The 20,293-nt window shown below is 60.6% G+C and carries 18 protein-coding genes; 11 read left to right on the top strand and 7 right to left on the bottom strand.

All coding sequences use genetic code 11. The features are described 5' to 3' along the window. Window positions 1-114: 114 nt before the first annotated feature. A complete protein-coding gene (locus BT204_RS02625; RefSeq protein WP_054896085.1) occupies window positions 115-1,326 on the top strand; it encodes an N-acetylmuramoyl-L-alanine amidase in 1,212 nt (403 codons plus the stop codon). Here the strand turns inward: BT204_RS02625 and BT204_RS02620 are convergent. Further along, window positions 1,323-1,691 (bottom strand): hypothetical protein, encoded by a 369-nt coding sequence (locus BT204_RS02620; protein ID WP_034129159.1) that lies wholly within the window; start codon window positions 1,689-1,691, stop codon window positions 1,323-1,325. The two genes, BT204_RS02625 and BT204_RS02620, sit on opposite strands and share 4 nt — an antisense overlap. 126 nt (window positions 1,692-1,817) lie before the next feature. Here BT204_RS02620 and dksA point away from each other — a divergent pair, with 126 nt between their 5' ends. From dksA to BT204_RS02600, 4 genes are read left to right on the top strand one after another with little or no spacing between them, the layout of a single operon-like run. Further along, a complete protein-coding gene (dksA, locus tag BT204_RS02615) occupies window positions 1,818-2,222 on the top strand; it encodes an RNA polymerase-binding protein DksA (protein WP_072445669.1) in 405 nt (134 codons plus the stop codon). Between the two features lie 27 nt (window positions 2,223-2,249). Continuing rightward, window positions 2,250-3,455, top strand: a complete 1,206-nt coding sequence (gene zigA / locus BT204_RS02610; RefSeq protein ID WP_014720560.1) for a zinc metallochaperone GTPase ZigA — start codon at window positions 2,250-2,252, stop codon at window positions 3,453-3,455. Continuing rightward, a complete protein-coding gene (locus tag BT204_RS02605) occupies window positions 3,455-4,099 on the top strand; it encodes a DUF1826 domain-containing protein (RefSeq protein WP_072445668.1) in 645 nt (214 codons plus the stop codon). Before zigA ends, BT204_RS02605 begins: the two co-directional genes overlap by 1 nt. A 44-nt stretch (window positions 4,100-4,143) precedes the next feature. Then, the gene (locus BT204_RS02600; RefSeq protein ID WP_072445667.1) at window positions 4,144-5,106 is read left to right on the top strand and encodes a CobW family GTP-binding protein; all 963 of its coding nucleotides are present in this window, start codon (window positions 4,144-4,146) and stop codon (window positions 5,104-5,106) included. Here BT204_RS02600 and BT204_RS02595 read toward each other — a convergent pair. Next, complete coding sequence (locus BT204_RS02595; protein WP_003195752.1) at window positions 5,100-5,495, bottom strand: DUF3301 domain-containing protein; 396 nt, start codon at window positions 5,493-5,495, stop codon at window positions 5,100-5,102. The two genes, BT204_RS02600 and BT204_RS02595, sit on opposite strands and share 7 nt — an antisense overlap. Window positions 5,496-5,612: 117 nt before the next feature. On the opposite strand from BT204_RS02595, the gene pdxY reads away from it, so the two are divergent. Beyond that, on the top strand, window positions 5,613-6,485 hold the full coding sequence (gene pdxY, locus BT204_RS02590; protein WP_072445666.1) for a pyridoxal kinase PdxY: 873 nt from the start codon (window positions 5,613-5,615) through the stop codon (window positions 6,483-6,485). 133 nt (window positions 6,486-6,618) lie between these two features. Here pdxY and BT204_RS02585 read toward each other — a convergent pair whose 3' ends face one another. Further along, a complete protein-coding gene (locus BT204_RS02585; RefSeq protein ID WP_003195747.1) occupies window positions 6,619-7,104 on the bottom strand; it encodes an acyl-CoA thioesterase in 486 nt (161 codons plus the stop codon). Between the two features lie 282 nt (window positions 7,105-7,386). Here BT204_RS02585 and BT204_RS02580 point away from each other — a divergent pair, with 282 nt between their 5' ends. After that, window positions 7,387-9,147, top strand: a complete 1,761-nt coding sequence (locus BT204_RS02580; RefSeq protein WP_054896081.1) for a cation:proton antiporter — start codon at window positions 7,387-7,389, stop codon at window positions 9,145-9,147. A gap of 82 nt (window positions 9,148-9,229) precedes the next feature. Here the strand turns inward: BT204_RS02580 and BT204_RS02575 are convergent, their stop codons facing one another. The 3 genes from BT204_RS02575 to uvrD form a co-directional block, all read right to left on the bottom strand. Continuing rightward, entirely contained in the window at window positions 9,230-9,637 is a 408-nt protein-coding gene (locus BT204_RS02575) for an SMI1/KNR4 family protein (RefSeq protein ID WP_034129154.1), read from the bottom strand. A gap of 135 nt (window positions 9,638-9,772) precedes the next feature. After that, the gene (locus BT204_RS02570) at window positions 9,773-10,639 is read right to left on the bottom strand and encodes a Tim44 domain-containing protein (protein WP_003195740.1); all 867 of its coding nucleotides are present in this window, start codon (window positions 10,637-10,639) and stop codon (window positions 9,773-9,775) included. A 306-nt stretch (window positions 10,640-10,945) separates the two neighbouring features. Further along, window positions 10,946-13,129 (bottom strand): DNA helicase II, encoded by a 2,184-nt coding sequence (gene uvrD / locus BT204_RS02565; RefSeq protein ID WP_014720554.1) that lies wholly within the window; start codon window positions 13,127-13,129, stop codon window positions 10,946-10,948. A gap of 278 nt (window positions 13,130-13,407) precedes the next feature. On the opposite strand from uvrD, the gene BT204_RS02560 reads away from it, so the two are divergent. From BT204_RS02560 to BT204_RS02550, 3 genes are all read left to right on the top strand, one after another. Beyond that, window positions 13,408-16,281 (top strand): EAL domain-containing protein, encoded by a 2,874-nt coding sequence (locus BT204_RS02560; RefSeq protein WP_072445665.1) that lies wholly within the window; start codon window positions 13,408-13,410, stop codon window positions 16,279-16,281. Between the two features lie 162 nt (window positions 16,282-16,443). After that, on the top strand, window positions 16,444-17,310 hold the full coding sequence (gene hexR / locus BT204_RS02555; protein ID WP_003177007.1) for a transcriptional regulator HexR: 867 nt from the start codon (window positions 16,444-16,446) through the stop codon (window positions 17,308-17,310). Window positions 17,311-17,572: 262 nt separating this feature from the next. Then, window positions 17,573-17,770 carry a PA3496 family putative envelope integrity protein gene (locus BT204_RS02550; protein ID WP_072445664.1) on the top strand — a complete coding sequence of 66 codons (198 nt, stop codon included), beginning with the start codon at window positions 17,573-17,575 and terminating at the stop codon, window positions 17,768-17,770. Here the strand turns inward: BT204_RS02550 and BT204_RS02545 are convergent. After that, window positions 17,700-18,674 (bottom strand): LysR family transcriptional regulator, encoded by a 975-nt coding sequence (locus tag BT204_RS02545; protein ID WP_057975225.1) that lies wholly within the window; start codon window positions 18,672-18,674, stop codon window positions 17,700-17,702. The genes BT204_RS02550 and BT204_RS02545 overlap by 71 nt on opposite strands. Window positions 18,675-18,868: 194 nt before the next feature. Here BT204_RS02545 and BT204_RS02540 point away from each other — a divergent pair, with 194 nt between their 5' ends. Beyond that, the gene (locus BT204_RS02540) at window positions 18,869-20,284 is read left to right on the top strand and encodes an acetyl-CoA carboxylase biotin carboxylase subunit (RefSeq protein ID WP_003195732.1); all 1,416 of its coding nucleotides are present in this window, start codon (window positions 18,869-18,871) and stop codon (window positions 20,282-20,284) included. The last annotated feature ends 9 nt before the right edge of the window (window positions 20,285-20,293 follow it).

The following is a 20,293-nucleotide window of genomic DNA, read 5'->3' as shown; positions in this document are numbered from 1 at the left end:
TTGGAAATAATTCGACATGTTATAGTATAACAATACGAGCTACGATGAATTTTCTGCTCCAGCCTTTGTTCAGTCATATCGAGTAGGGACACTCCTTTATCTGCGGTATATGCCATGCACCGACGTCAGCTCCTCAACCTGCTGCTGGTCAGCCCCTTGTTCGCCTTGCCTTTGGGGGCTTACGCCACGCAGATTCGCAATGCACGCCTGTGGCGCTCGGAGGACAAGCTGCGCCTGGTGTTCGACCTCAGCGGCCCGGTGCAATACAAGACCTTTTCCCTGACCTCACCGGACCGCTTGATCATCGACTTGAGTGGCGCCGGGCTCAGCGGCGACTTTTCCCAATTGGCGTTGGAGAATAGTGGGATTACCTCGATCCGTTCCGGGCATTTCGGCAAGAGCGATACGCGCATCGTGCTGGACCTGATCGAGCCCATGCAGCTCAACAGCTTCGTGCTGCCGCCCCAGGATGGCCAAGGCCATCGCCTGGTGTTGGACCTGACCAACGCGACCCGTGTGCCCCGTCAAATCGCCGCTGAGACGGCACCCTTGGTAACTCCGGTAGATAAGGCGCATCCCAAGCGCGACATCATCGTGGTGGTCGACCCCGGCCATGGCGGCAAAGACCCAGGTGCCATTGGCTCCAAGGGCCAGCGCGAAAAAGATGTGGTGCTGTCGATTGCCCAGTTGTTGGCTAAACGCTTGAAGCGCGAAAAGGGTTTTGACGTAAAACTGGTGCGCAACGACGACTTCTTCGTGCCGCTGCGCAAGCGCGTGGACATCGCCCGTCAGCACAAGGCCGATATGTTTATCTCAGTGCATGCCGACGCCGCGCCACGGCTGACCGCGTCGGGCGCCTCGGTGTATGCGTTGTCGGAAGGGGGCGCCACTTCGGCTACGGCACGTTTCATGGCCCAGCGCGAAAATGGCGCCGACTTGCTGGGCGCCACCACCTTGCTCAATCTGAAGGACAAGGACCCGATGCTGGCCGGGGTCATTCTCGACATGTCGATGAATGCGACCATCGCCTCCAGCCTGCAACTGGGTGGCTCGGTATTGGGCAGCCTGCAAAACATCACCAGCCTGCATCAGAAACGTGTGGAGCAGGCGGGGTTCGCCGTGCTCAAGTCACCGGACGTGCCTTCGATCCTGGTGGAGACGGGTTTCATTTCCAACCCTCGGGATGCCCAGCGGCTGGTGACGGCGCGCCATCAACAGGCGGTGGCGGATGGCCTTTTCGAAGGACTCAAGCGTTACTTCCAGAAGAACCCACCCATGAACAGCTACATGGCCTGGGTGCAGGCGCAGAAAAACAGCCAGGTCTAACAGCCGGTCATTCGGCTGCAAGTGAACTTGGCGCTGGCGCCCCCTGAGCTGGAAAACCGGTTGATGGTGGTCCAGCCCACGCGCCGCGTGTAGCCAACCCACGCCTCGCCATCCGATGCCAACCCGGTAAAAAACGTCAGTTGCCCATAACGGCTGTTGGTCTGCGCCCAATAGCGTTTGCCGATCACTTCGAAACCGCGCAGATACGTAGTGCTGCCGACGGTCGCCACGCTATAGGCATTGCCCAACGGGTCTACACAAGCGAGCAGGTTGGCGCTGCGTGTGCAGTTGGCCAACAGGCTGGGTGCCTGGGCGCAGGCAGGCCCGGCGACTGCCAATAGCAGCGCGCACAGCAGGTATTTCATCGAGGTTCTCGACATAGGCAGGTGACCCAGCATTGCGCCCTTCGTCGCGGCGAGCAAGAGGGATTGGCTTATTTGTATTGTTATACTATAACATAAAAGCACAGCCCGACCCGCGAACCGCTTCCCATGACCGAACACGATCTTTTGGCCCAACCAGCGGCCGACTACATGAATGAGGCCCAGCAGCGCTTCTTCCGCGAACTGCTGCTGGCTCAGCGCGATGACCTGCAAGCCCGTATCGACGCGCAGTTCCAGGCGCTGCGCGAGCAGGAAACCAACAGCGATCTGGCGGATATCGGCAGTGCCGAAGAGCAACGCCAATGGCAACTGCGCCTGCTGGAGCGTGAAAAGAAGCTATTGGACAAGATCGACGACGCCTTGGAGCTGCTGGCTCGTGGCGAATACGGCTGGTGCCGTGAAACCGGCGAACCCATCGGCCTGCAACGCCTGCTGCTGCGTCCCACCGCCACCTTATGTATCGAAGCCAAAGAACGTGAAGAGCTGCGCGAACGCCATAGACGGGCAGTTTGACCGGCCAACCTTGATGAGGAATACCTGATGCCCAATCGTCTCCCTGTGACCGTGTTGTCCGGCTTTCTCGGTGCCGGTAAAAGCACGCTGCTCAACTATGTCCTGCGCAACCGCGACAACCTGCGGGTGGCGGTGATCGTCAACGACATGAGCGAAATCAACATCGACGGCAGCGAGGTGCAGCGTGATGTCACGCTCAATCGTTCGGAAGAAAAACTGGTGGAGATGAGCAATGGCTGCATTTGCTGCACCTTGCGTGAAGACTTGCTTGAAGAGGTGGGAAAACTCGCCAAAGAAGGTCGTTTCGATTACCTGCTGATCGAATCCACCGGTATTTCCGAACCTTTGCCCGTGGCCGAAACCTTCACTTTTCGCGATGAAAACGAGCAAAGCCTGGCCGACATTGCACGCCTGGACACCATGGTCACTGTGGTCGACGGTATGAATTTCCTGCTCGACTACCAGGCTGCCGAAAGCCTCGCCTCACGGGGCGAAACCCTCGGTGAGGAGGATGAACGTTCCATCACCGACCTGTTGATCGAACAGATCGAATTCGCCGACGTCATCCTGATCAGCAAGATCGACCTGATCAGCAGCCGTGAGCGCGAAGAACTGATGGCCATCCTCGAGCGCCTCAACGCCCAGGCGGAAATCATCCCGATGGTTATGGGCGAAGTGCCGCTGAACAAAATCCTCAACACTGGCCGTTTCGACTTCGAACGCGCCGCCCAGGCCCCGGGCTGGTTGCAGGAATTGCGCGGTGAGCATGTGCCGGAAACCGAAGAATACGGCATAGCGTCCACGGCTTACCGTGCGCGCCGGCCGTTCCATCCACAGCGGTTTTTCGACTTTATCGACCGCCCCTGGGTCAACGGCAAGCTGTTGCGCTCCAAGGGTTTCTTCTGGTTGGCCAGCAAACATCAGGATGCGGGCAGTTGGTCCCAGGCGGGCGGGTTGATGCGCCATGGGTTTGCCGGGCGTTGGTGGCGCTTTGTGCCGAAAAGCCAGTGGCCTCAGGACGAAGAAAGCGTGGCGGCGATCATGGCTAACTGGCAGTTGAGCACGGGTGACTGCCGTCAGGAACTGGTGTTTATCGGGCAAAACATCGACTTTGCCCAGATGCGTACCGAGTTGGACGCCTGCTTGCTCACCGATGAAGAAATGGCCCTGGGTGTCGAAGGTTGGCGCCAGCTACCCGACCCGTTTGGCCCTTGGTACGAGCAGGTCGCCTGATGCTGGCCCCGGTCATTCCCCTACGCCCTGTCATCCGCCAAAGCTGTGGAGAAACGCCGCTGGCGCTGTCCGACATCCTCAATGATGACGTCAACCTGGCGATCTGGCAGCGCCAATTGCCCCTGCATATCGCCGAGTTTGGCGCTTTGCTGGTGGCGCTCAATGAACCGTTGGCCGAGTCCTTGGTGGTCGAGTTGGCTAGCGAAGACTCCGTGCCGAACTTGCAAGGTTTGGCGTCCAGCTGTCGCGATCTTGAAGGCTACGATGGGTTTATCGCCGATGTGTCGTGGCTGGTCAGTGCATTCGCCTGCCTGCTGGGCGCCAAGCGCATCGGCGTACGCTTACGGCTGTTGGACAAGGCCATGTGCCCGCGTTTTCACGTCGATCACGTGCCGGTTCGGCTGATCACCACCTACGCCGGTATCGGAAGCCAATGGTTGCGCGAAGGCGTTATGGACCGGCGCAGATTGAGCCAGGCGGATGCCGAGCCCACTGAGCGCATCGAGCAGATCCATTGCGGTGAAGTGGCGCTGCTTAAAGGCACCAAATGGCACGGCAATGAAGGACATGGGCTGATCCACCGCTCGCCAGCGCTCAAGGCCGATGAGCGACGGTTGATTCTGACGCTGGATTGGCTGGCATAACCGCGTAGGATCAAACGCTCTACACGGCCTGAACGATGCCTCTCATGTTGCAGAACATTCCTACCCATGTGATTGCTGGGCCACTGGGCGCCGGCAAGACCAGCCTGATCAAGCACCTGCTTGCCCAGCGCCCGGCCAACGAGCGCTGGGCGGTGCTAATCAACGAGTTCGGCCAGATCGGCCTGGACGCAGCCTTACTCACACAAGACGATGACGGTATCGCCCTGGGCGAGGTGGCAGGCGGCTGTTTGTGTTGTGTGAACGGTGCACCGTTCCAGGTAGGGCTGGGCCGCTTGTTGCGTAAGGCTAAGCCGGACCGCTTGTTTATCGAGCCCTCAGGCTTGGGCCATCCGGCGCAATTGCTCAAGCAACTGCGGCACGCACCATGGCAAGACGTGCTGGCCGTGCAGCCTTGCGTGCTGGTACTCGATGCCCAGGCGTTGGCGGCGGGCAGGCCGTTGCCGCAGGCACAACAGGAGGCGTTGGCCAGTGCCGGTCTGCTGGTGCTGAACAAGGATGAGACGCTGACTGCGGCGCAACGTCAGGCGATTGAAGCGCAATTACCCGATTGCCCGCTCCATTGGACACGCCAGGCGCAATTGCCACTCGACCGGTTGCCCGGTTTGAAAGCGCAGGCCCAAGTAGCGGTGGTTAATTTCGGCGTGCCTGAAGCGGTGGGGCAAATGCCGGCGATCTGGAGTGACCCTGGGTTGCCGATCTGTCTGAGTCAGGGCCAGGAGGGCGGCTGGAGCATTGGCTGGCGCTGGCACCCAAGCCAGCGATTCGATGTCAGCCGTCTGCATCAGTGGCTATCGAGTATCGACTGGCGCCGTGCCAAATTGGTCATCCACAGCGTTGACGGTTGGGTGTCCGCCAACGCTGTGGATAACAGCCCACTGCACTGGCAACCCAGCGCTTGGCGGCGCGATTCACGTGTTGAGTTGATCTTCAGCGCACCACAGGACGTGGCCGCATTGCAAAGCGCCCTGGCAGCCTGCCGTTACTGATGTTTCTTGCTGGCGTGGTCCTGGCGCCACTGGCTCAATTCGATGATCTCGGCGCTGGGCAGCGGCTCCTTGGTTTCGAACGGGTAGGGCGCCAGTTCGATCTGCGCGCTGTGGGCGCCGAATTGGGTGATGACCCCGGCATGCCGGGTTTCGCCGGTCACCGTGAACTCGAAATTATAGATGCGCGCCAGGCGTCGGCGGCCATTGGCATCCTTGACGAAACCGATGCGCTTGAGCGCCACGGCACCGTCAAGCAGCTCGATATCGAGCTTGGCGCAATGCTGCTTGACCCGCGCCAGCGCCCGTTCACGCAGGCCGTGGTTATGCCAAACCCAGGCGGCGCCGGTGGCCAGCAGCATCAAAACGAAGATGTTTCCCAGGGTCAGCATTCCATGAACTCCAACAAAGTGAGCGCAGCTTAACTGTGTCGCCGGTCTGTCGTACAGGCTGCGTTTAGTCGCATACTGCTCGGCCAGAAATTCAACGGTTTTACGGAAATCTCCCGCATGAAACGTACACCTCACCTGCTTGCGATCCAGTCTCATGTGGTCTTCGGCCACGCCGGAAACAGCGCCGCCGTGTTCCCTATGCAGCGGGTCGGGGTGAACGTCTGGCCGCTCAACACGGTGCAGTTCTCCAACCACACACAGTATGGACAGTGGGCGGGCGAAGTGCTGGCGCCGCAGCAAATTCCTGCGCTGGTGGAGGGTATTGCCGCGATTGGCGAGCTGGGCAACTGTGATGCGGTGCTGTCCGGTTACCTGGGCAGTGCCGACCAGGGCCGCGCCATCCTCAGCGGTGTGGCGCGCATCAAGGGGATCAACCCCAAGGCGCTGTACCTGTGCGACCCGGTGATGGGCCACCCGGAAAAGGGTTGCATCGTGCCGCAGGAGGTCAGCGATTTCCTCTTGGATGAAGCCGCCGCCATGGCGGACTTCCTGTGCCCCAACCAACTGGAGCTGGATAGTTTTGCCGGGCGCAAGCCGCAATCGCTGTTCGATTGCCTGGCGATGGCCAAGGCCTTGCTGGCGCGCGGACCCAAAGCGGTGTTGGTCAAGCACCTGGATTACCCAGGCAAACTGCCAGAAGGGTTTGAAATGCTGTTGGTGACGGCTGATGGCAGTTGGCACTTGCGCCGGCCCCTGCTGGCGTTTCCGCGTCAGCCAGTGGGCGTGGGCGACCTGACGTCGGGCCTGTTTCTGGCGCGGGTGCTGTTGGGTGATAGCCTGGTGGCTGCCTTTGAATTCACCGCCGCGGCCGTGCATGAAGTGCTGCTGGAAACCCAGGCTTGCGCCAGTTATGAACTGGAACTGGTGCGGGCCCAGGACCGTATTGCCCACCCTCGTGTGCGCTTCGAAGCCACACCGATCAGCCTGTAAGCACAAAGAACCCAATGTGGGAGCGGGCTTGCCCGCGATGGCGGAGTCTCGGTCAAAGCGATGTCGACTGAACCACTGCTATCGCGGGCAAGCCCGCTCCCACACGTTTTTGAGTTGAGTCGCCGCTTGGAGTTTACGGCGCGTCGGCTTTGATCTCCCGGTAGCGCTTTTCCAGTTCCTGACGAATCTGCCGACGCTGCTGAGCCTGCACAAAGCGGCGCTTGTCTTCGCTGTTCTGCGGCTGCAACGGCGGTACGGCGGCAGGTTTGCGCTGGTCGTCCACGGCCACCATGGTGAAGAAGCAGCTGTTGGTATGGCGCACCGAGCGTTCACGGATATTCTCGGTCACCACCTTGATGCCCACTTCCATCGACGTATTGCCGGTGTAGTTGACTGACGCCAGGAAGGTCACCAGCTCACCGACATGAATCGGCTCGCGAAAGATCACCTGATCTACTGACAGCGTGACCACATAACGACCGGCATAACGGCTGGCGCAGGCATAGGCCACTTCGTCGAGGTACTTGAGCAGCGTGCCGCCGTGCACATTGCCAGAGAAGTTGGCCATGTCAGGGGTCATCAGTACCGTCATCGACAGCTGGGCGTTTCCGGGTTCCATAGCACACTCACGGGTTGTAGGCATTGGTTGGGGGGAGGCACCTCTGCGGGTACTCAAAGTCTTTGCAGCGCCATCCCTAACGGGACGCCGTCAGGCGGCTTGCCGTCACGCGCGCAGCGATCTGTTTCCATATATTGCACCGGCTTTCCAGCAGAAGTCCCGGTGTTACCCTTCAAAAGCCCTTCTCAGGGCTTTTCTTACGATCAAGGCAGACTTTTCCGACCCTTCAAAGGCGAGGCCGGAAGTGGGAAAAGCGCCGGCACCCTCAAGGAGCCCCTCGCCATGCACGCCATCAGCTTTATCCAGGACTTGGCCGTGATCATGCTGGTGGCAGGGGTGGTCACCATCCTGTTTCACCGCTTCAAGCAGCCGGTGGTGTTGGGCTACATCGTCGCCGGCTTCATTATCGGCCCCCACACCCCGCCGTTTGGCCTGATCCACGATGAAGACACGATCAAGACCCTGGCGGAGTTGGGAGTCATCTTCCTGATGTTTTGCCTGGGCCTGGAATTCAGCCTGCGCAAGCTATTCAAAGTCGGGGCCACGGCGTTTATCGCGGCGTTCCTGGAAATCGTGCTGATGATCTGGATCGGCTACGAGATCGGCCGCTGGTTCGACTGGAGCACCATGGACTCGCTGTTCCTCGGCGCGATCCTGGCAATCTCCTCGACCACCATTATCGTCAAGGCTCTCAACGACCTGAAGATGAAAGACCAGCGGTTCGCCCAGCTGATTTTCGGTGTGCTGATTGTCGAGGACATCCTGGGTATCGGCATCATTGCCTTGCTGTCGAGCATCGCCGTGAGTGGCACGGTCAGCTCCGGCGAGGTGTTCTCCACAGTCGGCAAGCTCTCGCTGTTCATGATCGTTGCGCTGGTGATTGGTATTTTGCTGGTGCCGCGCCTGCTGGCTTATGTGGCCAAGTTTGAAAGCAACGAGATGCTGCTGATCACGGTATTGGGGCTGTGCTTTGGTTTCTGCCTGCTGGTGGTGAAGTTGGAATACAGCATGGTGCTCGGGGCCTTTTTGATCGGCGCGATCATGGCTGAATCCCGGCAGTTGATTAAGATCGAACGCCTGATCGAACCCGTTCGCGACATGTTCAGCGCGATTTTCTTCGTGGCGATTGGCTTGATGATCGACCCGCAGATCCTGTTGCAATACGCCTGGCCCATTGCGGTGATCACCGTGGCCGTGGTGCTGGGCAAGATGCTGTCTTGCGGGCTGGGTGCGTTTATCGCCGGCAATGATGGTCGCACCTCGCTGCGGGTGGGTATGGGGCTGTCACAAATTGGCGAGTTTTCTTTCATCATCGCGGCGCTGGGGATGACCCTGCAGGTCACCAGCGACTTTCTGTATCCCGTGGCGGTGGCCGTTTCGGCGATCACCACGCTGCTGACGCCCTACCTGATTCGTGGCGCGGACCCACTGTCATTGAAGATCGCGGCGGTGATGCCCAAGCGTATGAGCCGAGTGTTCGGCATGTATGGCGAATGGCTGCGCAGCATTCAGCCCCAGGGCGAGGGGGCGATGTTGGCCGCGATGATCCGCAAGATCATCCTTCAAGTCGGGGTAAACCTGGCATTGGTGATCGCAATCTTCTTTGCCGGCAGCTTTTTCGCAGGGCGCATCGGTGGGTATCTGGAAGGCTGGGTCAGCGATCAAAGCTGGCAGAAGGCGTTGATCTGGGGCGGGGCGCTGCTAGTGTCGTTGCCGTTTCTGATTGCGGCGTATCGCAAGCTCAAGGCGCTGTCGATGCTGCTGGCGGAGATGAGCGTGAAGCCAGAGATGGCCGGGCGTCATACCCAACGTGTGCGAAGGGTGATTGCGGAGCTGATCCCCCTCTTGTCGCTGCTGGTGATCTTCCTGCTATTGGCAGCCTTGTCGGCCAGTATTCTGCCGACCAACAAGTTGCTGGTGTTGATTGCCGTGGTCACGGCGGCGGTGGCTGCAGTGCTCTGGCGCTGGTTTATCCGTGTGCATACGCGGATGCAGGTTGCGTTGCTGGAGACGCTGGATAACCACAAGGATACGGAACACTGACTGGCGTTGGCGGGGGCTGCTTTGCCGCCCAGCGGGAGCAAGCTCCCTCGCCACAAAAGCCGGTTGCCAGAGGTCAGGGGACTCAGCTTTCCAGCCAGACGTCCCGTGCCCAGTGCCACACCGATTCCCAGGTTTCTTCAGTAACCAGTTCTTCCTCACCGGACCACAGCACGACGGTGCCGTCTTCTTCGACGCAATAGTAGTCGTCGCCGTCCTGGCAGATAGGGATCAGGCTGCGGTCAACACCGGCATCCCAGGCGTTGGCCGCAACGTCTGGCAGGTAAGTGTGGGACTGTGGGTCGGTGACGGTCACCGGCTCCAGGCTGCCGTAGACCACGTCACTGACGGTCAGCAGGAATTCACGGAAGACAAAGGGGATGTCGATGAACAGTTGTTCCTCGATTTCCACCAGCAGGTCTTCGTCAGGCAGCTCCAAAGGAACCGGGACCGGTTCGTTGGCTTCACGCAGTTGTTCGATGATTTCTTCCACGGCCGGGATCCTCTTGCTAGATGGCGCGGTTTATAGGGGCGTTTTATACAGTAGCTCGCTATAAGTGCAACCGTGAAATAGAAAACCCCGGACATGTCCGGGGTTTTTGTTACCGCTTGCTCAAACGCGCAGGTATTAGCCGTTCTGGCGGATACCGGCGACCAGCCATGGCTGGTCGTCGCCCTGGGCGCGTTCCATATTCCAGCTTTCGCTGAACACTTCGCCCTGGTCGAAGCGCGAGGACTTCGACACGCCGCTGAAGGTCAGGGTGGCGATAGTCTTGTCGGCACGATCATCCACGCCATCGAGCTGTACGCGCAGGTCGTCGATGTAGGTCGACTGGAAGGCGTCACCGATCTCGGCACGTTCGCGCTTGAGGAACTCCAGCAACTGCGGGGTCACGAACTCGGAGATCTTGTCCATTTCGTTGGCGTCCCAGTGCTGTTGCAGGGACTGGAAGTGGCTGCGGGCCGCTTCGACGAAACGCTCTTCGTTGAACCAAGCCGGTGCGTTGATCACCGGACGGGCGGCAGGGGCTGCCGAACCACCGAAGATCGAACCCATGGCAGGCTTCTGTTCGAACGCTTCACGCTGCATCGGCGCGCCGGCTGGAGCCAGGTGCTCCTGCTGCTTGCGGCGACGGGCGGCGATAAAGCGGAAGACCAAAAAGGCGATGACGCCCATGATCAGGATGTCGAAGATCTGCATGCCCTGGAAGCCGTCGCCCATGAACATGGACGCAAGCAGGCCACCGGCGGCGATGCCGGCCAGTGGGCCCAGCCAACGCGAAGCACCGCCGGCCTTGGCAGCAGCGCCAGCGGCACCGGCTGCGCCTGCAGTAGCCGCAGCACCGCCGGCACCGGCGGATGGAGCCATTTGGCTGGTCTGGTGAGTCGGTGCCGCGCCCGAGCTTTTGCCGCCACCGAAGCGTTTGGCGTTGGCGTCGAGGCTCATCGTCAGGCCGATGCACAACGCCATGGCGATGCTAAGAAAACGTTTCATATAGGGAATTCCCATTTGTGGATTGCACGCGCGCCATGTTGCACAGGTGTCGTGGCAGAGGCTAGCGGCATAATGTTTCGGGCTTTTGCGTAAGACCAAATCCGAAGGGTCTGTAGGACCAATTACAGATATTGGCCCGCACGCCTCTAAAACAAGGCTGGGCCAATAATCTTCATGTTACGCAGTGTTTCATGATGGTGGGCTTATTGTGGCCAGAGATTGCTCCCGCTGGGCTGCGCAGCAGCCCCAAAAAACGGGCGCGCTGCGCACGCCAGCGGAAGCAATCTATGGCCACAGGTGATCAGCTCAGACCGCTTCGAGCTTGGCGTAACCCATCATCAGCCACTTGCTGCCCTCGGCGAAGTTCACCTGCACCCGCGCCTGGGCGCCTGCGCCTTCGAAGTTGAGGATCACGCCTTCGCCGAAGATCGCATGCTTGACCTGCTGGCCCAGGCTGAACGGGGTTTCCGGTATTTCGGAACCGGCAAACATGCTGCTGGAGTTCTGTTGCTGGCCACCGCCGAACGGGCGGCTGACGCTGTTGGACAAGCGTACTTCCTGGATCAGCCCCTTCGGCACCTCACGTACGAAGCGCGACACCTTGTTGTAGGTTTCGCTGCCATACAGGCGTCGGGTCTCGGCGTAGGTCATCACCAGGTTCTGCATCGCCCGGGTGATGCCCACGTAGGCCAGGCGGCGTTCTTCTTCAAGGCGGCCGGGCTCTTCCAGGCTCATCTTGTGAGGGAACAGGCCTTCTTCCATGCCCACCAGGAACACATAAGGGAATTCCAGGCCTTTGGCGCTGTGCAAGGTCATCAGCTGGATGCTGTCTTCATGCTCGTCGGCCTGGGTATCGCCGGCTTCCAGCGAGGCGTGGCCCAGGAAGGCGGCGAGCGGCGTCAGCTCTTCGTCGTCCTCGGTGTTTTCGAACGCGCGGGCGGCGCTGACCAGTTCCTCAAGGTTTTCTACCCGGGCCTGGCCTTTCTCGCCTTTTTCCGCTTCGTGATAGGCGATCAGCCCGGACTGCTCGATCACGGTCTGAGTCATCAGGTGCAGCGGCATCTCTGCGCACTTGGCGGCCAGGTTCTCGATCAGCTCGACAAACACCCCCAACGCCCCCGCAGCACGGCCAGTCAGGCCTTTGTTGGCGATCAGCAAGCGCATGGCTTCCCACATCGACACATCGGCATGGCGCGCATGGTCGCGGATCGCTTCGACGGTTTTCTCGCCAATGCCACGCGCCGGGATGTTGATCACCCGCTCCAGCGCTGCATCGTTACCCCGGCCTTCCAGCAAGCGCAGGTAGGCCATGGCGTTCTTGATTTCTGCACGTTCGAAGAAGCGCTGGCCGCCGTAGATGCGGTACGGGATGCGCTCGCGCAGCAAGGCCTCTTCCAGCACCCGCGATTGGGCGTTGGAACGGTACAGAATCGCGATATCGCTGCGGGCCAGGCCGGTTTTCAGTGCGCTTTCAATGGTTTCGACCACGTAGCGCGCTTCATCGTGCTCATTGAACGCCGCGTACAGGTTGATCGCTTCGCCTTCGCCGCCGTCGGTCCACAGCTCTTTGCCCAGGCGCCCGGTGTTGTTGGCGATCAAGGCGTTGGCCGCCTTGAGGATCCCGGCGGTGGAGCGGTAATTCTGCTCCAGGCGGATGGTCACCGCGTCCGGGAAGTCTTCGGAATACTGGTAGATGTTCTCGATTTTCGCGCCACGCCAGCCGTAGATCGACTGGTCGTCATCGCCCACCACCATCAGGCTGTCACCGCCCTTGGCCAGTAGACGCAACCAGGCGTACTGCACGGCGTTGGTGTCCTGAAACTCGTCCACCAGGATATGGCGGAAGCGTTTCTGGTAATGGGCCAGCAAACCGGGGTTGTCGCGCCACAGGTCGAGGGCACGCAGCAGCAGTTCGGAGAAGTCGATGACGCCAGCGCGCACGCAGGCCGCTTCATAGGCCTCATAAATGCTGCGCATTGTGGCCAGGAACAGGTCGCCGCTGGCTTGGATATGTTGCGGGCGCAGGCCCTCGTCTTTCTGGCCGTTGATAAACCACTGTGCCTGGCGCGCCGGCCAGCGTTGTTCGTCCAGGCCCAGTTCGCGGATCACGCGCTTGACCAGGCGTTGCTGGTCGTCGCTGTCGAGAATCTGGAAGGTCTGGCTCAGGCCGGCTTCCTGCCAATGCGCCCGCAACAGGCGGTGCGCCAGGCCGTGGAAGGTGCCCACCCACATGCCCGCCGGGCTGATGCCCATCAACTGCTCGATGCGATGACGCATCTCGGCAGCGGCCTTGTTGGTGAAGGTCACCGACAGGATGGAATGCGGGGACGCGTTTTCGACCTGGATCAACCAGGCGATACGGTGCACCAGCACTCGGGTTTTACCGGAGCCAGCACCGGCCAGGACCAACTGACGGCCAACGGGGGCCGCTACGGCCTGGCGTTGGGCATCGTTGAGGGAGTTCAGCAAAAGAGAGAGATCATCGCGCATCGACGCATTCTATGGGCCTTGGGGGGCCTGGGCAAATCCCAATGCCGGATGGTCGATGCAAAACGCCTGCACGCTACCGACGCGGCGAACATTCTGACGGGGGGGATGACCGGTTGGTCATCGGCCGCAGCCCATGCCGTGTCTTGCTCAAGCGGTCTGGGCCAAAGGTTTGCGGCCAATCGCAGGAGGTTTTTTATGACTTGTAGCAGTTTGGCCCAGGCGCTTGCTTGTGTATGCTCCGTCGACGTTTCGGGCTCACCATTATAAGAACACCGCCTATGACCCTTAGCACCGACCTGTTTGGCCCCTCGCCGGCCCCGGCACAGGTCATCCGTAAACACTATGCAACCGAAATCGCGGTTGAGCGCACGCGCCTGCTGTATCAAGGTTCGTTGCTGCCGACGCTGCTGATGCTGGTCAACGGCCTGGTCTGCGCCTGGTTGCTGTGGAACCCCAATCAGTACCTGCTGGACAGCGTCTGGCTGCTCTGGCTGCTTGCCCTGGTGGCGATGCGCGTGATTCAAGTGGCGGCCTTTGATTCGGCCATGCCCAGCCGGCAGGCCCAGCCCGTGTGGCGCCGTATGTTCATGCTCGGCTCGGCGGTCAGTGGCCTGACCCTCTCCGTTGCGGCCATTGCCCTGGTGCCCACGGACAGCTTCATGCATCAGGCCTGGGTGTTTGGCCTGATCGGCGCCGCCACCTTGTCGGCCAGCGTGGCCTATGCCGTGAGCTTGTGGGCTTACCTGTCGTTTGCCTTGCCGTGCCTGGTGCCGGCCATCGTCTACCTGTTCTGGGATGGCACCCCGCAGCAACAAGGCTGGGGCGTGCTCGGGCTGATCCTGCTGGCGTCCCTGAGCCTGGTCGCGTGGCAGGTCAACCGCCTCATCCAGCGCGGGTTGTTGCGCCGTTTCCAGAACCAGGCCCTGATCGAGCATTTACAGCAGGCGCAGCAACGCAGTGAGCAGTTGAACCAGGACCTGGTGCGCGAAGTCGAGCAGCGCCGCGAGGTGGAGCAGAACTTGCGTGAAGCCCAGGTCGGTCTGCAAGATCGTGTGGCGCAACGCAGCCAGCAATTGGATGCTGCCAGCCTCGCCTTGAGTAAAAGCGAAGCGCGCCTGGCTATGGCCCTGCAAGCCAGTGAACTGGGCCTGTGGGACTGGAACCTGCAAACCGACGAGGTCCACCACACGCAACTCAAGGAGTTGTTTGGCCTGGAGCCCGAATACGTCACGGCGATGCTCAGCCACCTCAAACCGCGCCTGCACCCCGACGATCTGCCACTGCTCAAGCACGCACTGGTAGAGCATCTCAAAGGCCGCAGCGAGGACTATCAGGTGGAGTACCGGATACGTCATGGCGATGGGCATTGGGTGTGGATCGAAGACCGCGGGCGCGCCGTGGAGCGCACACCCAGTGGCCGCGTCGTCCGTATGCTGGGCACGCGCCGCGACATCAGCGCCGGCAAGGCGGTGGAGGAGCAGCAACGCCTGGCTTCGACGGTGTTCGAGGCGGCCAGCGAAGGCATTGTGATCCTCGACCCGAACTACGCGCTGATCGCCGTGAACCAGGCGTTCAGCCGCGTCACCGGTTTCGACATCGACGACATGCTTGGCCGCAACGTCGTGGAACTGCCCAGCAGTCGCGATGCGCGGCGCCACTTCCCGCTGATCCGCCAGGCATTGCTCAGCCACGGCACCTGGCAGGGCGAATTGGTGGAGACGCGCAAGAACGGCGAACTGTACCCGCAATGGCTACAGCTAAATGTGGTGCGTGATGTACGGGGGAACGTCAGTCATATCGTAGGATTCTTCGCCGATCTGTCCGCCCGGCGCGAGTCGGAAGAGCGCATGCGCTACCTCACCCACTACGACGAGTTGACCGGCCTGGCCAACCGCTCGCTGTTTCGCGAACGGCTGCGCGAAGCTCACCAGCGGGTGCGCCAAGGCGGTCGCAGCCTCGCGCTGCTGCATATCAACCTCGACCGCTTCAAATTGCTCAATGACAGCCTGGGCCATGAAGTGGCCGACCAACTGCTGCAGAAAATGGCGCGGCGCTTGATCAACGCGCTGCCGGAGGCCGACACCATTGCGCGCCTGTCCGGTGATGAGTTCGCCGTACTGTTTGACGCCTATGGCAACTTATCCAGCCTGGCGCGGGTGGCGACCCGGTTGCTGGCGAAGCTGCGCGTGCCGGTGAACGTGGAGGGCCATGAGCTGGTGGTAAGCGCCTCTATGGGCGTCAGCCTGCTGCCTGATAACGCACGGGAGATTTCTGCACTGGTCAGCCAGGCGAATATGGCGATGCAGCACGCCAAGCATTTGGGCGGTAATAATTTCCAGTTCTTCACCGACAGCCTGCAAGCCAGCACCCTGGAGCGTTTGCAGCTGGAAAACCACCTGCGCAAAGCCATCGACGAGCGTCAGCTCACGGTGTTTTACCAACCCAAGCTGTGCCTGGTCACTGGCAAGCTGAAGGCTGCCGAGGCGTTGGTCCGCTGGGAGCATCCGCAATGGGGCATGGTGCCGCCGAGTGACTTTATCGGTTTGGCGGAAGAAACCGGCTTGATCGTGCCGTTGGGCGAATTTGTGCTGCGCCAGGCCTGCTGGCAGGCCTGCGAATGGCAGCGTCAGGGGCTGGCGCCGATTCGCGTGTCGGTCAACCTGTCGGTGCATCAGCTGCGCCAGGGCAAGCTGGTCAGCCTGGTGCGCCAAGTGCTGGAGGAAACCGCACTGGACCCGCAGTACCTGGAGCTGGAACTGACCGAAAGCCAGTGGCTCGACAGCGTTGAACACATCATCGCCACCTTCCAGCAATTGCGCGACCTGGGGGTGAAGCTGGCCATCGACGACTTTGGCACCGGTTATTCGTCCCTCAGCTACCTCAAGCGTATCCCGGTGGACTACGTAAAAATCGACCAGGCCTTTATCCGGGGGCTTGGCCAGGGGCGCGAGGATGCGGCCATCACCCGTGCGATCATCGCCATGGCCCACGGGTTGGCGCTCAAGGTAGTGGCCGAAGGAGTGGAGGATCAGCAGCAGCTGGATTTCCTGCGCGGTGAGCAGTGTGACGAGGTACAGGGTTACCTGATCAGCCCGCCCATGAGGGCCGAAGGGCTGGCGGATTTGTTACGCAAAAACGCAGATTTTTCTTAACGCAGCGTAGGCCGCCTTTATGGCTACATAGCGGCTGCCCGCTGAATCAGAGGGGAGCAGGGCGATTTAGTGATGCATCTAACGGGCAAAACGACAATTCTTGTAGTATAACTACAAGCTTGCTACATCCCTGGCGCCTGCCAATAACAAGAGTCCTGCCCTTTGAACCTGTTGCAACATATCGCCCAGTCGCGCCACCTGTTACGCAAATCGGAACTCAAGGTTGCCGATCATGTGCTGCTTGACCCTGCGGCCGTGATGCACAGTTCCATGGCCGACCTGGCCCACAGCGTGGGCATCAGCGAGCCGACCATCGTGCGCTTCTGCCGCGCCATTGGTTGCTCCGGCTTTCAGGACCTCAAGCTCAAGCTGGCGCAAAGCCTGGCTGCCGGTGCGAGCTTCGGCCAGTTTGCAATCCATGAAGACGACTCCGTCGCCGACTACAGCCTGAAAATCTTCGACACCACCTTGCACACCTTGATGGAAGTGCGTGAGAAGCTCGACCCGGTGGAGCTGCAAAAGGCCGTGACCGCAATGTCCCAGGCCCAGCGCGTCGAGTTCTACGGCTTCGGTGCGTCCGGCGCGGTGGCGGCCGATGCCCAGCACAAGTTCTTCCGCCTGCTGCTGACCGCCGCGGCCTACAGCGACCCGCACATGCAGGCGATGTCGGCGGTGACCTTGAAGCCCACTGACGTGGCCATCTGCATTTCCCAATCAGGTCGTTCCAAAGACCTGCTGATCACCGCCAACCTGGTGCGTGAGAGCGGCGCGTCGTTGATTACCCTGTGCCCGAGCCAGACGCCATTGGCGGAGTTGTCCACGGTGAACCTGGCGATCGACGTGCATGAAGACACCGAAATCTACACGCCGCTGACCTCGCGCATTGCCCACCTGGTGGTCATCGACGTGTTGGCGATGGGCGTGGCCATGGCCCGTGGCCCGAGCCTGGTCAACCACCTCAAGAGCGTGAAGCGCAGCTTGCGTAGCCTTCGCCTCTCGCCAAAATCCGTCAAAGCCCTCGACGACTAAGCCCAGGCCATACTCGGTCAAAGTGTGGGAGCTGGCTTGCTGTGGCGAGGGAGCTTGCTCCCGCTGACTGCGCAGCAGTCTCCGGCTTTTTGGGGGCGCTTCGCACCCCAGCGCAAGCAAGCTTGCTCGCCACAGCAAACCAGCTCCCACAGGGAGTTTGCGTCAATTTCGCAAGATTCATCATCCTGTAATCCCCGCGCCGCCAAACCGTCATCCCCCACGCCCATCCTGTACTCCCCGTACTCGCATTGGGAGACTCCAAATGACCCGGCCCTACGAAGACAGCAACAGCACCGTCAAGACCCGTCGTCAGCAGGAAGACCAGCGCCGCATGGCGTTCCGTCGCGCCATCGAAGACCGTTGCGAGGAGCGCCAGTTGCTCCAGAGCATCAGTGACTACCCGGAACTGCATTGGCAGGCATCCGTGGCTGCCCAGCGAAACGCTCAGCCAGCGCGCTGATCTGCACCCGTTCGCTGCGAATAAAGCCCAGGAACGCATGGGCCACCGGTGACAGGCGTTTAGCCTTGGCCTGCACCAGGCACCAACTGCGGTACAGCGGCAGTTCTTCCACCGGCAGCTCCTTGAGTCCGCCGGTGGCCAGCTCCAGGTTCAAGGCGTGGCGCGTCAGCAATGCCACGCCCAACCCTGCACTCACACATTCACGCTGCGCCTCGGCCGAGGCCACTTCCACCGTCTGGGTGAAGTGCACGCGTTTTTCCTTGAAGTATTCCTCGCAGGCCAGTCGCGTGCCAGAGCCCGGCTCGCGGATGAGCAGGGTATAAGGCTCCAGGTCCTGCAAGCGCAGTGGCCCTTGCAGGCTCAACGGATGATCTGGCAGCGCCACGGCGACAATCGGATTGTTGAGAAACGGCAGGAATTCCAGGCCCATGTCCTGGGGCACCATGGACATGATCACCAGGTCGTCGCGGTTGTCCGAGAGTCGGCGGATCACCTGGGCACGGTTGACCACCGTGAGCTGCAATTGCACTTCCGGATGCTGGCGCTTGAAGGCGGCGAACAGGTGCGGCACGAAATACTTGGCGCTGGACTCCACCGCCAGTTTCAGTTGGCCTTGCAGTGAACCCTGCATGTCCGACAGCTGCATATCGAGGTTTTCCAGGCGCCCGAAGATGTCGCGGCTGGCCCGTTGCAAAGCTTCGGCGGCCTCGGTCATGTAGAGTTTTTTGCCGACATAGTCGAACAGCGGTTGGCCGATCAGTTCTTCCAGCTGGCGAATTTGCAGGCTGACCGCCGGTTGGGTGAGGGACATTTCCTCGGCGGCACGGCTGTAGGAACGCAAATCACACACTTCATTGAAGATCTGCAATTGACGCAATGTCATACGCATCAATGACTTACGCATTTTATAAAGCCTCGGCCCCTTGGTGTTCCGGCCAACTATAAGTCTTTACTTATACACAACCCAATAATTATTGATTTTTGTTAATTCTCCTGTGCGCATAGTGTGTGTCTCGCGACTGTCATGAAACATTTGGTCACGCGCTGGCCCGGCTGCAACGGGTCGAAGCACGCAAATCGGCTCAAGGGAATTTCCAAGTGATAAAAAAGATCCTGATCGCCAACCGTGGTGAAATTGCCGTACGAATCGTGCGTGCCTGCGCCGAGATGGGCATTCGCTCGGTCGCGGTTTATTCGGACGCCGACCGCCATGCGTTGCACGTCAAGCGTGCCGACGAAGCCCACAGCATCGGTGCCGAGCCGCTCGCCGGTTACTTGAACCCGCGCAAGCTGGTGAACCTGGCGGTGGAAACCGGCTGCGATGCGCTGCACCCCGGCTACGGCTTCCTGTCGGAAAACGCCGAATTGGCAGATATCTGTGCCGAGCGCGGCATCAAGTTCATCGGCCCCTCGGCAGAAGTGATTCGCCGCATGGGCGACAAGACCGAAGCGCGCCGCAGCATGATCAAGGCCGGTGTGCCGGTCACGCCGGGCACCGAAGGCAACGTTGCCGACATCCACGAAGCCCTCACTGAAGGCGACCGCATCGGTTACCCGGTGATGCTCAAGGCCACCTCCGGTGGTGGCGGCCGTGGCATTCGTCGTTGCAACAGTCGCGAAGAACTCGAGCAAGCCTTCCCCCGCGTGATTTCCGAGGCCACCAAGGCCTTCGGCTCGGCGGAAGTGTTCCTGGAAAAATGCATTGTTAACCCCAAGCACATCGAAGCGCAGATCCTCGGTGACAGCTTTGGCAACGTGGTGCACCTGTTCGAGCGTGACTGCTCGATCCAGCGTCGCAACCAGAAGCTGATCGAAATCGCCCCCAGCCCGCAACTGACCCCGGAACAGCGCGCCTACATCGGCGATCTGTCGGTGCGCGCCGCCAAGGCCGTGGGCTACGAGAACGCCGGCACCGTGGAGTTCCTGCTCGCCGAGGGCGAGGTGTACTTCATGGAGATGAACACGCGGGTGCAGGTGGAACACACCATCACCGAAGAAATCACCGGCATCGATATCGTTCGCGAGCAAATCCGCATCGCCTCCGGCCTGCCGTTGTCGGTCAAGCAGGAAGATATCCAGCACCGTGGTTTCGCGTTGCAGTTTCGTATCAACGCTGAAGACCCGAAGAACAACTTCCTCCCAAGCTTCGGCAAGATCACCCGTTACTACGCCCCTGGCGGCCCCGGCGTGCGTACCGACACGGCGATCTACACCGGCTACACCATCCCGCCGTTCTATGACTCCATGTGCCTGAAACTGGTGGTGTGGGCGTTGACCTGGGAAGAAGCCATGGACCGCGGCCTGCGTGCCCTGGACGACATGCGCCTGCAAGGCGTGAAGACCACTGCCGCCTATTATCAGGAAATCCTGCGCAACCCGGAATTCCGTAGCGGCCAGTTCAATACAAGCTTTGTGGAAAGCCACCCTGAGCTGACCAACTACTCGATCAAGCGCAAACCCGAAGAGCTGGCCCTGGCCATCGCCGCCGCCATCGCCGCCCACGCAGGCCTGTGAGGAATATAA

Source organism: Pseudomonas sp. NFPP02 (genome assembly GCF_900119355.1).
Classification (GTDB): Bacteria; Pseudomonadota; Gammaproteobacteria; order Pseudomonadales; family Pseudomonadaceae; genus Aquipseudomonas; species Aquipseudomonas paracarnis.
This window is presented reverse-complemented; position numbering and strand designations above follow the sequence as displayed.

Bases quoted from the DNA above. Each gene is read 5' to 3' on its own strand.
- BT204_RS02625 (WP_054896085.1), top strand. From the start codon at position 115: ATGCACCGACGTCAGCTCCTCAACCTGCTGCTGGTCAGCCCCTTGTTC.
- BT204_RS02620 (WP_034129159.1), bottom strand. From the start codon at position 1,691: ATGAAATACCTGCTGTGCGCGCTGCTATTGGCAGTCGCCGGGCCTGCC.
- dksA (WP_072445669.1), top strand. From the start codon at position 1,818: ATGACCGAACACGATCTTTTGGCCCAACCAGCGGCCGACTACATGAAT.
- zigA (WP_014720560.1), top strand. From the start codon at position 2,250: ATGCCCAATCGTCTCCCTGTGACCGTGTTGTCCGGCTTTCTCGGTGCC.
- BT204_RS02605 (WP_072445668.1), top strand. From the start codon at position 3,455: ATGCTGGCCCCGGTCATTCCCCTACGCCCTGTCATCCGCCAAAGCTGT.
- BT204_RS02600 (WP_072445667.1), top strand. From the start codon at position 4,144: ATGTTGCAGAACATTCCTACCCATGTGATTGCTGGGCCACTGGGCGCC.
- BT204_RS02595 (WP_003195752.1), bottom strand. From the start codon at position 5,495: ATGCTGACCCTGGGAAACATCTTCGTTTTGATGCTGCTGGCCACCGGC.
- pdxY (WP_072445666.1), top strand. From the start codon at position 5,613: ATGAAACGTACACCTCACCTGCTTGCGATCCAGTCTCATGTGGTCTTC.
- BT204_RS02585 (WP_003195747.1), bottom strand. From the start codon at position 7,104: ATGGAACCCGGAAACGCCCAGCTGTCGATGACGGTACTGATGACCCCT.
- BT204_RS02580 (WP_054896081.1), top strand. From the start codon at position 7,387: ATGCACGCCATCAGCTTTATCCAGGACTTGGCCGTGATCATGCTGGTG.
- BT204_RS02570 (WP_003195740.1), bottom strand. From the start codon at position 10,639: ATGAAACGTTTTCTTAGCATCGCCATGGCGTTGTGCATCGGCCTGACG.
- uvrD (WP_014720554.1), bottom strand. From the start codon at position 13,129: ATGCGCGATGATCTCTCTCTTTTGCTGAACTCCCTCAACGATGCCCAA.
- BT204_RS02560 (WP_072445665.1), top strand. From the start codon at position 13,408: ATGACCCTTAGCACCGACCTGTTTGGCCCCTCGCCGGCCCCGGCACAG.
- BT204_RS02550 (WP_072445664.1), top strand. From the start codon at position 17,573: ATGACCCGGCCCTACGAAGACAGCAACAGCACCGTCAAGACCCGTCGT.
- BT204_RS02545 (WP_057975225.1), bottom strand. From the start codon at position 18,674: ATGCGTAAGTCATTGATGCGTATGACATTGCGTCAATTGCAGATCTTC.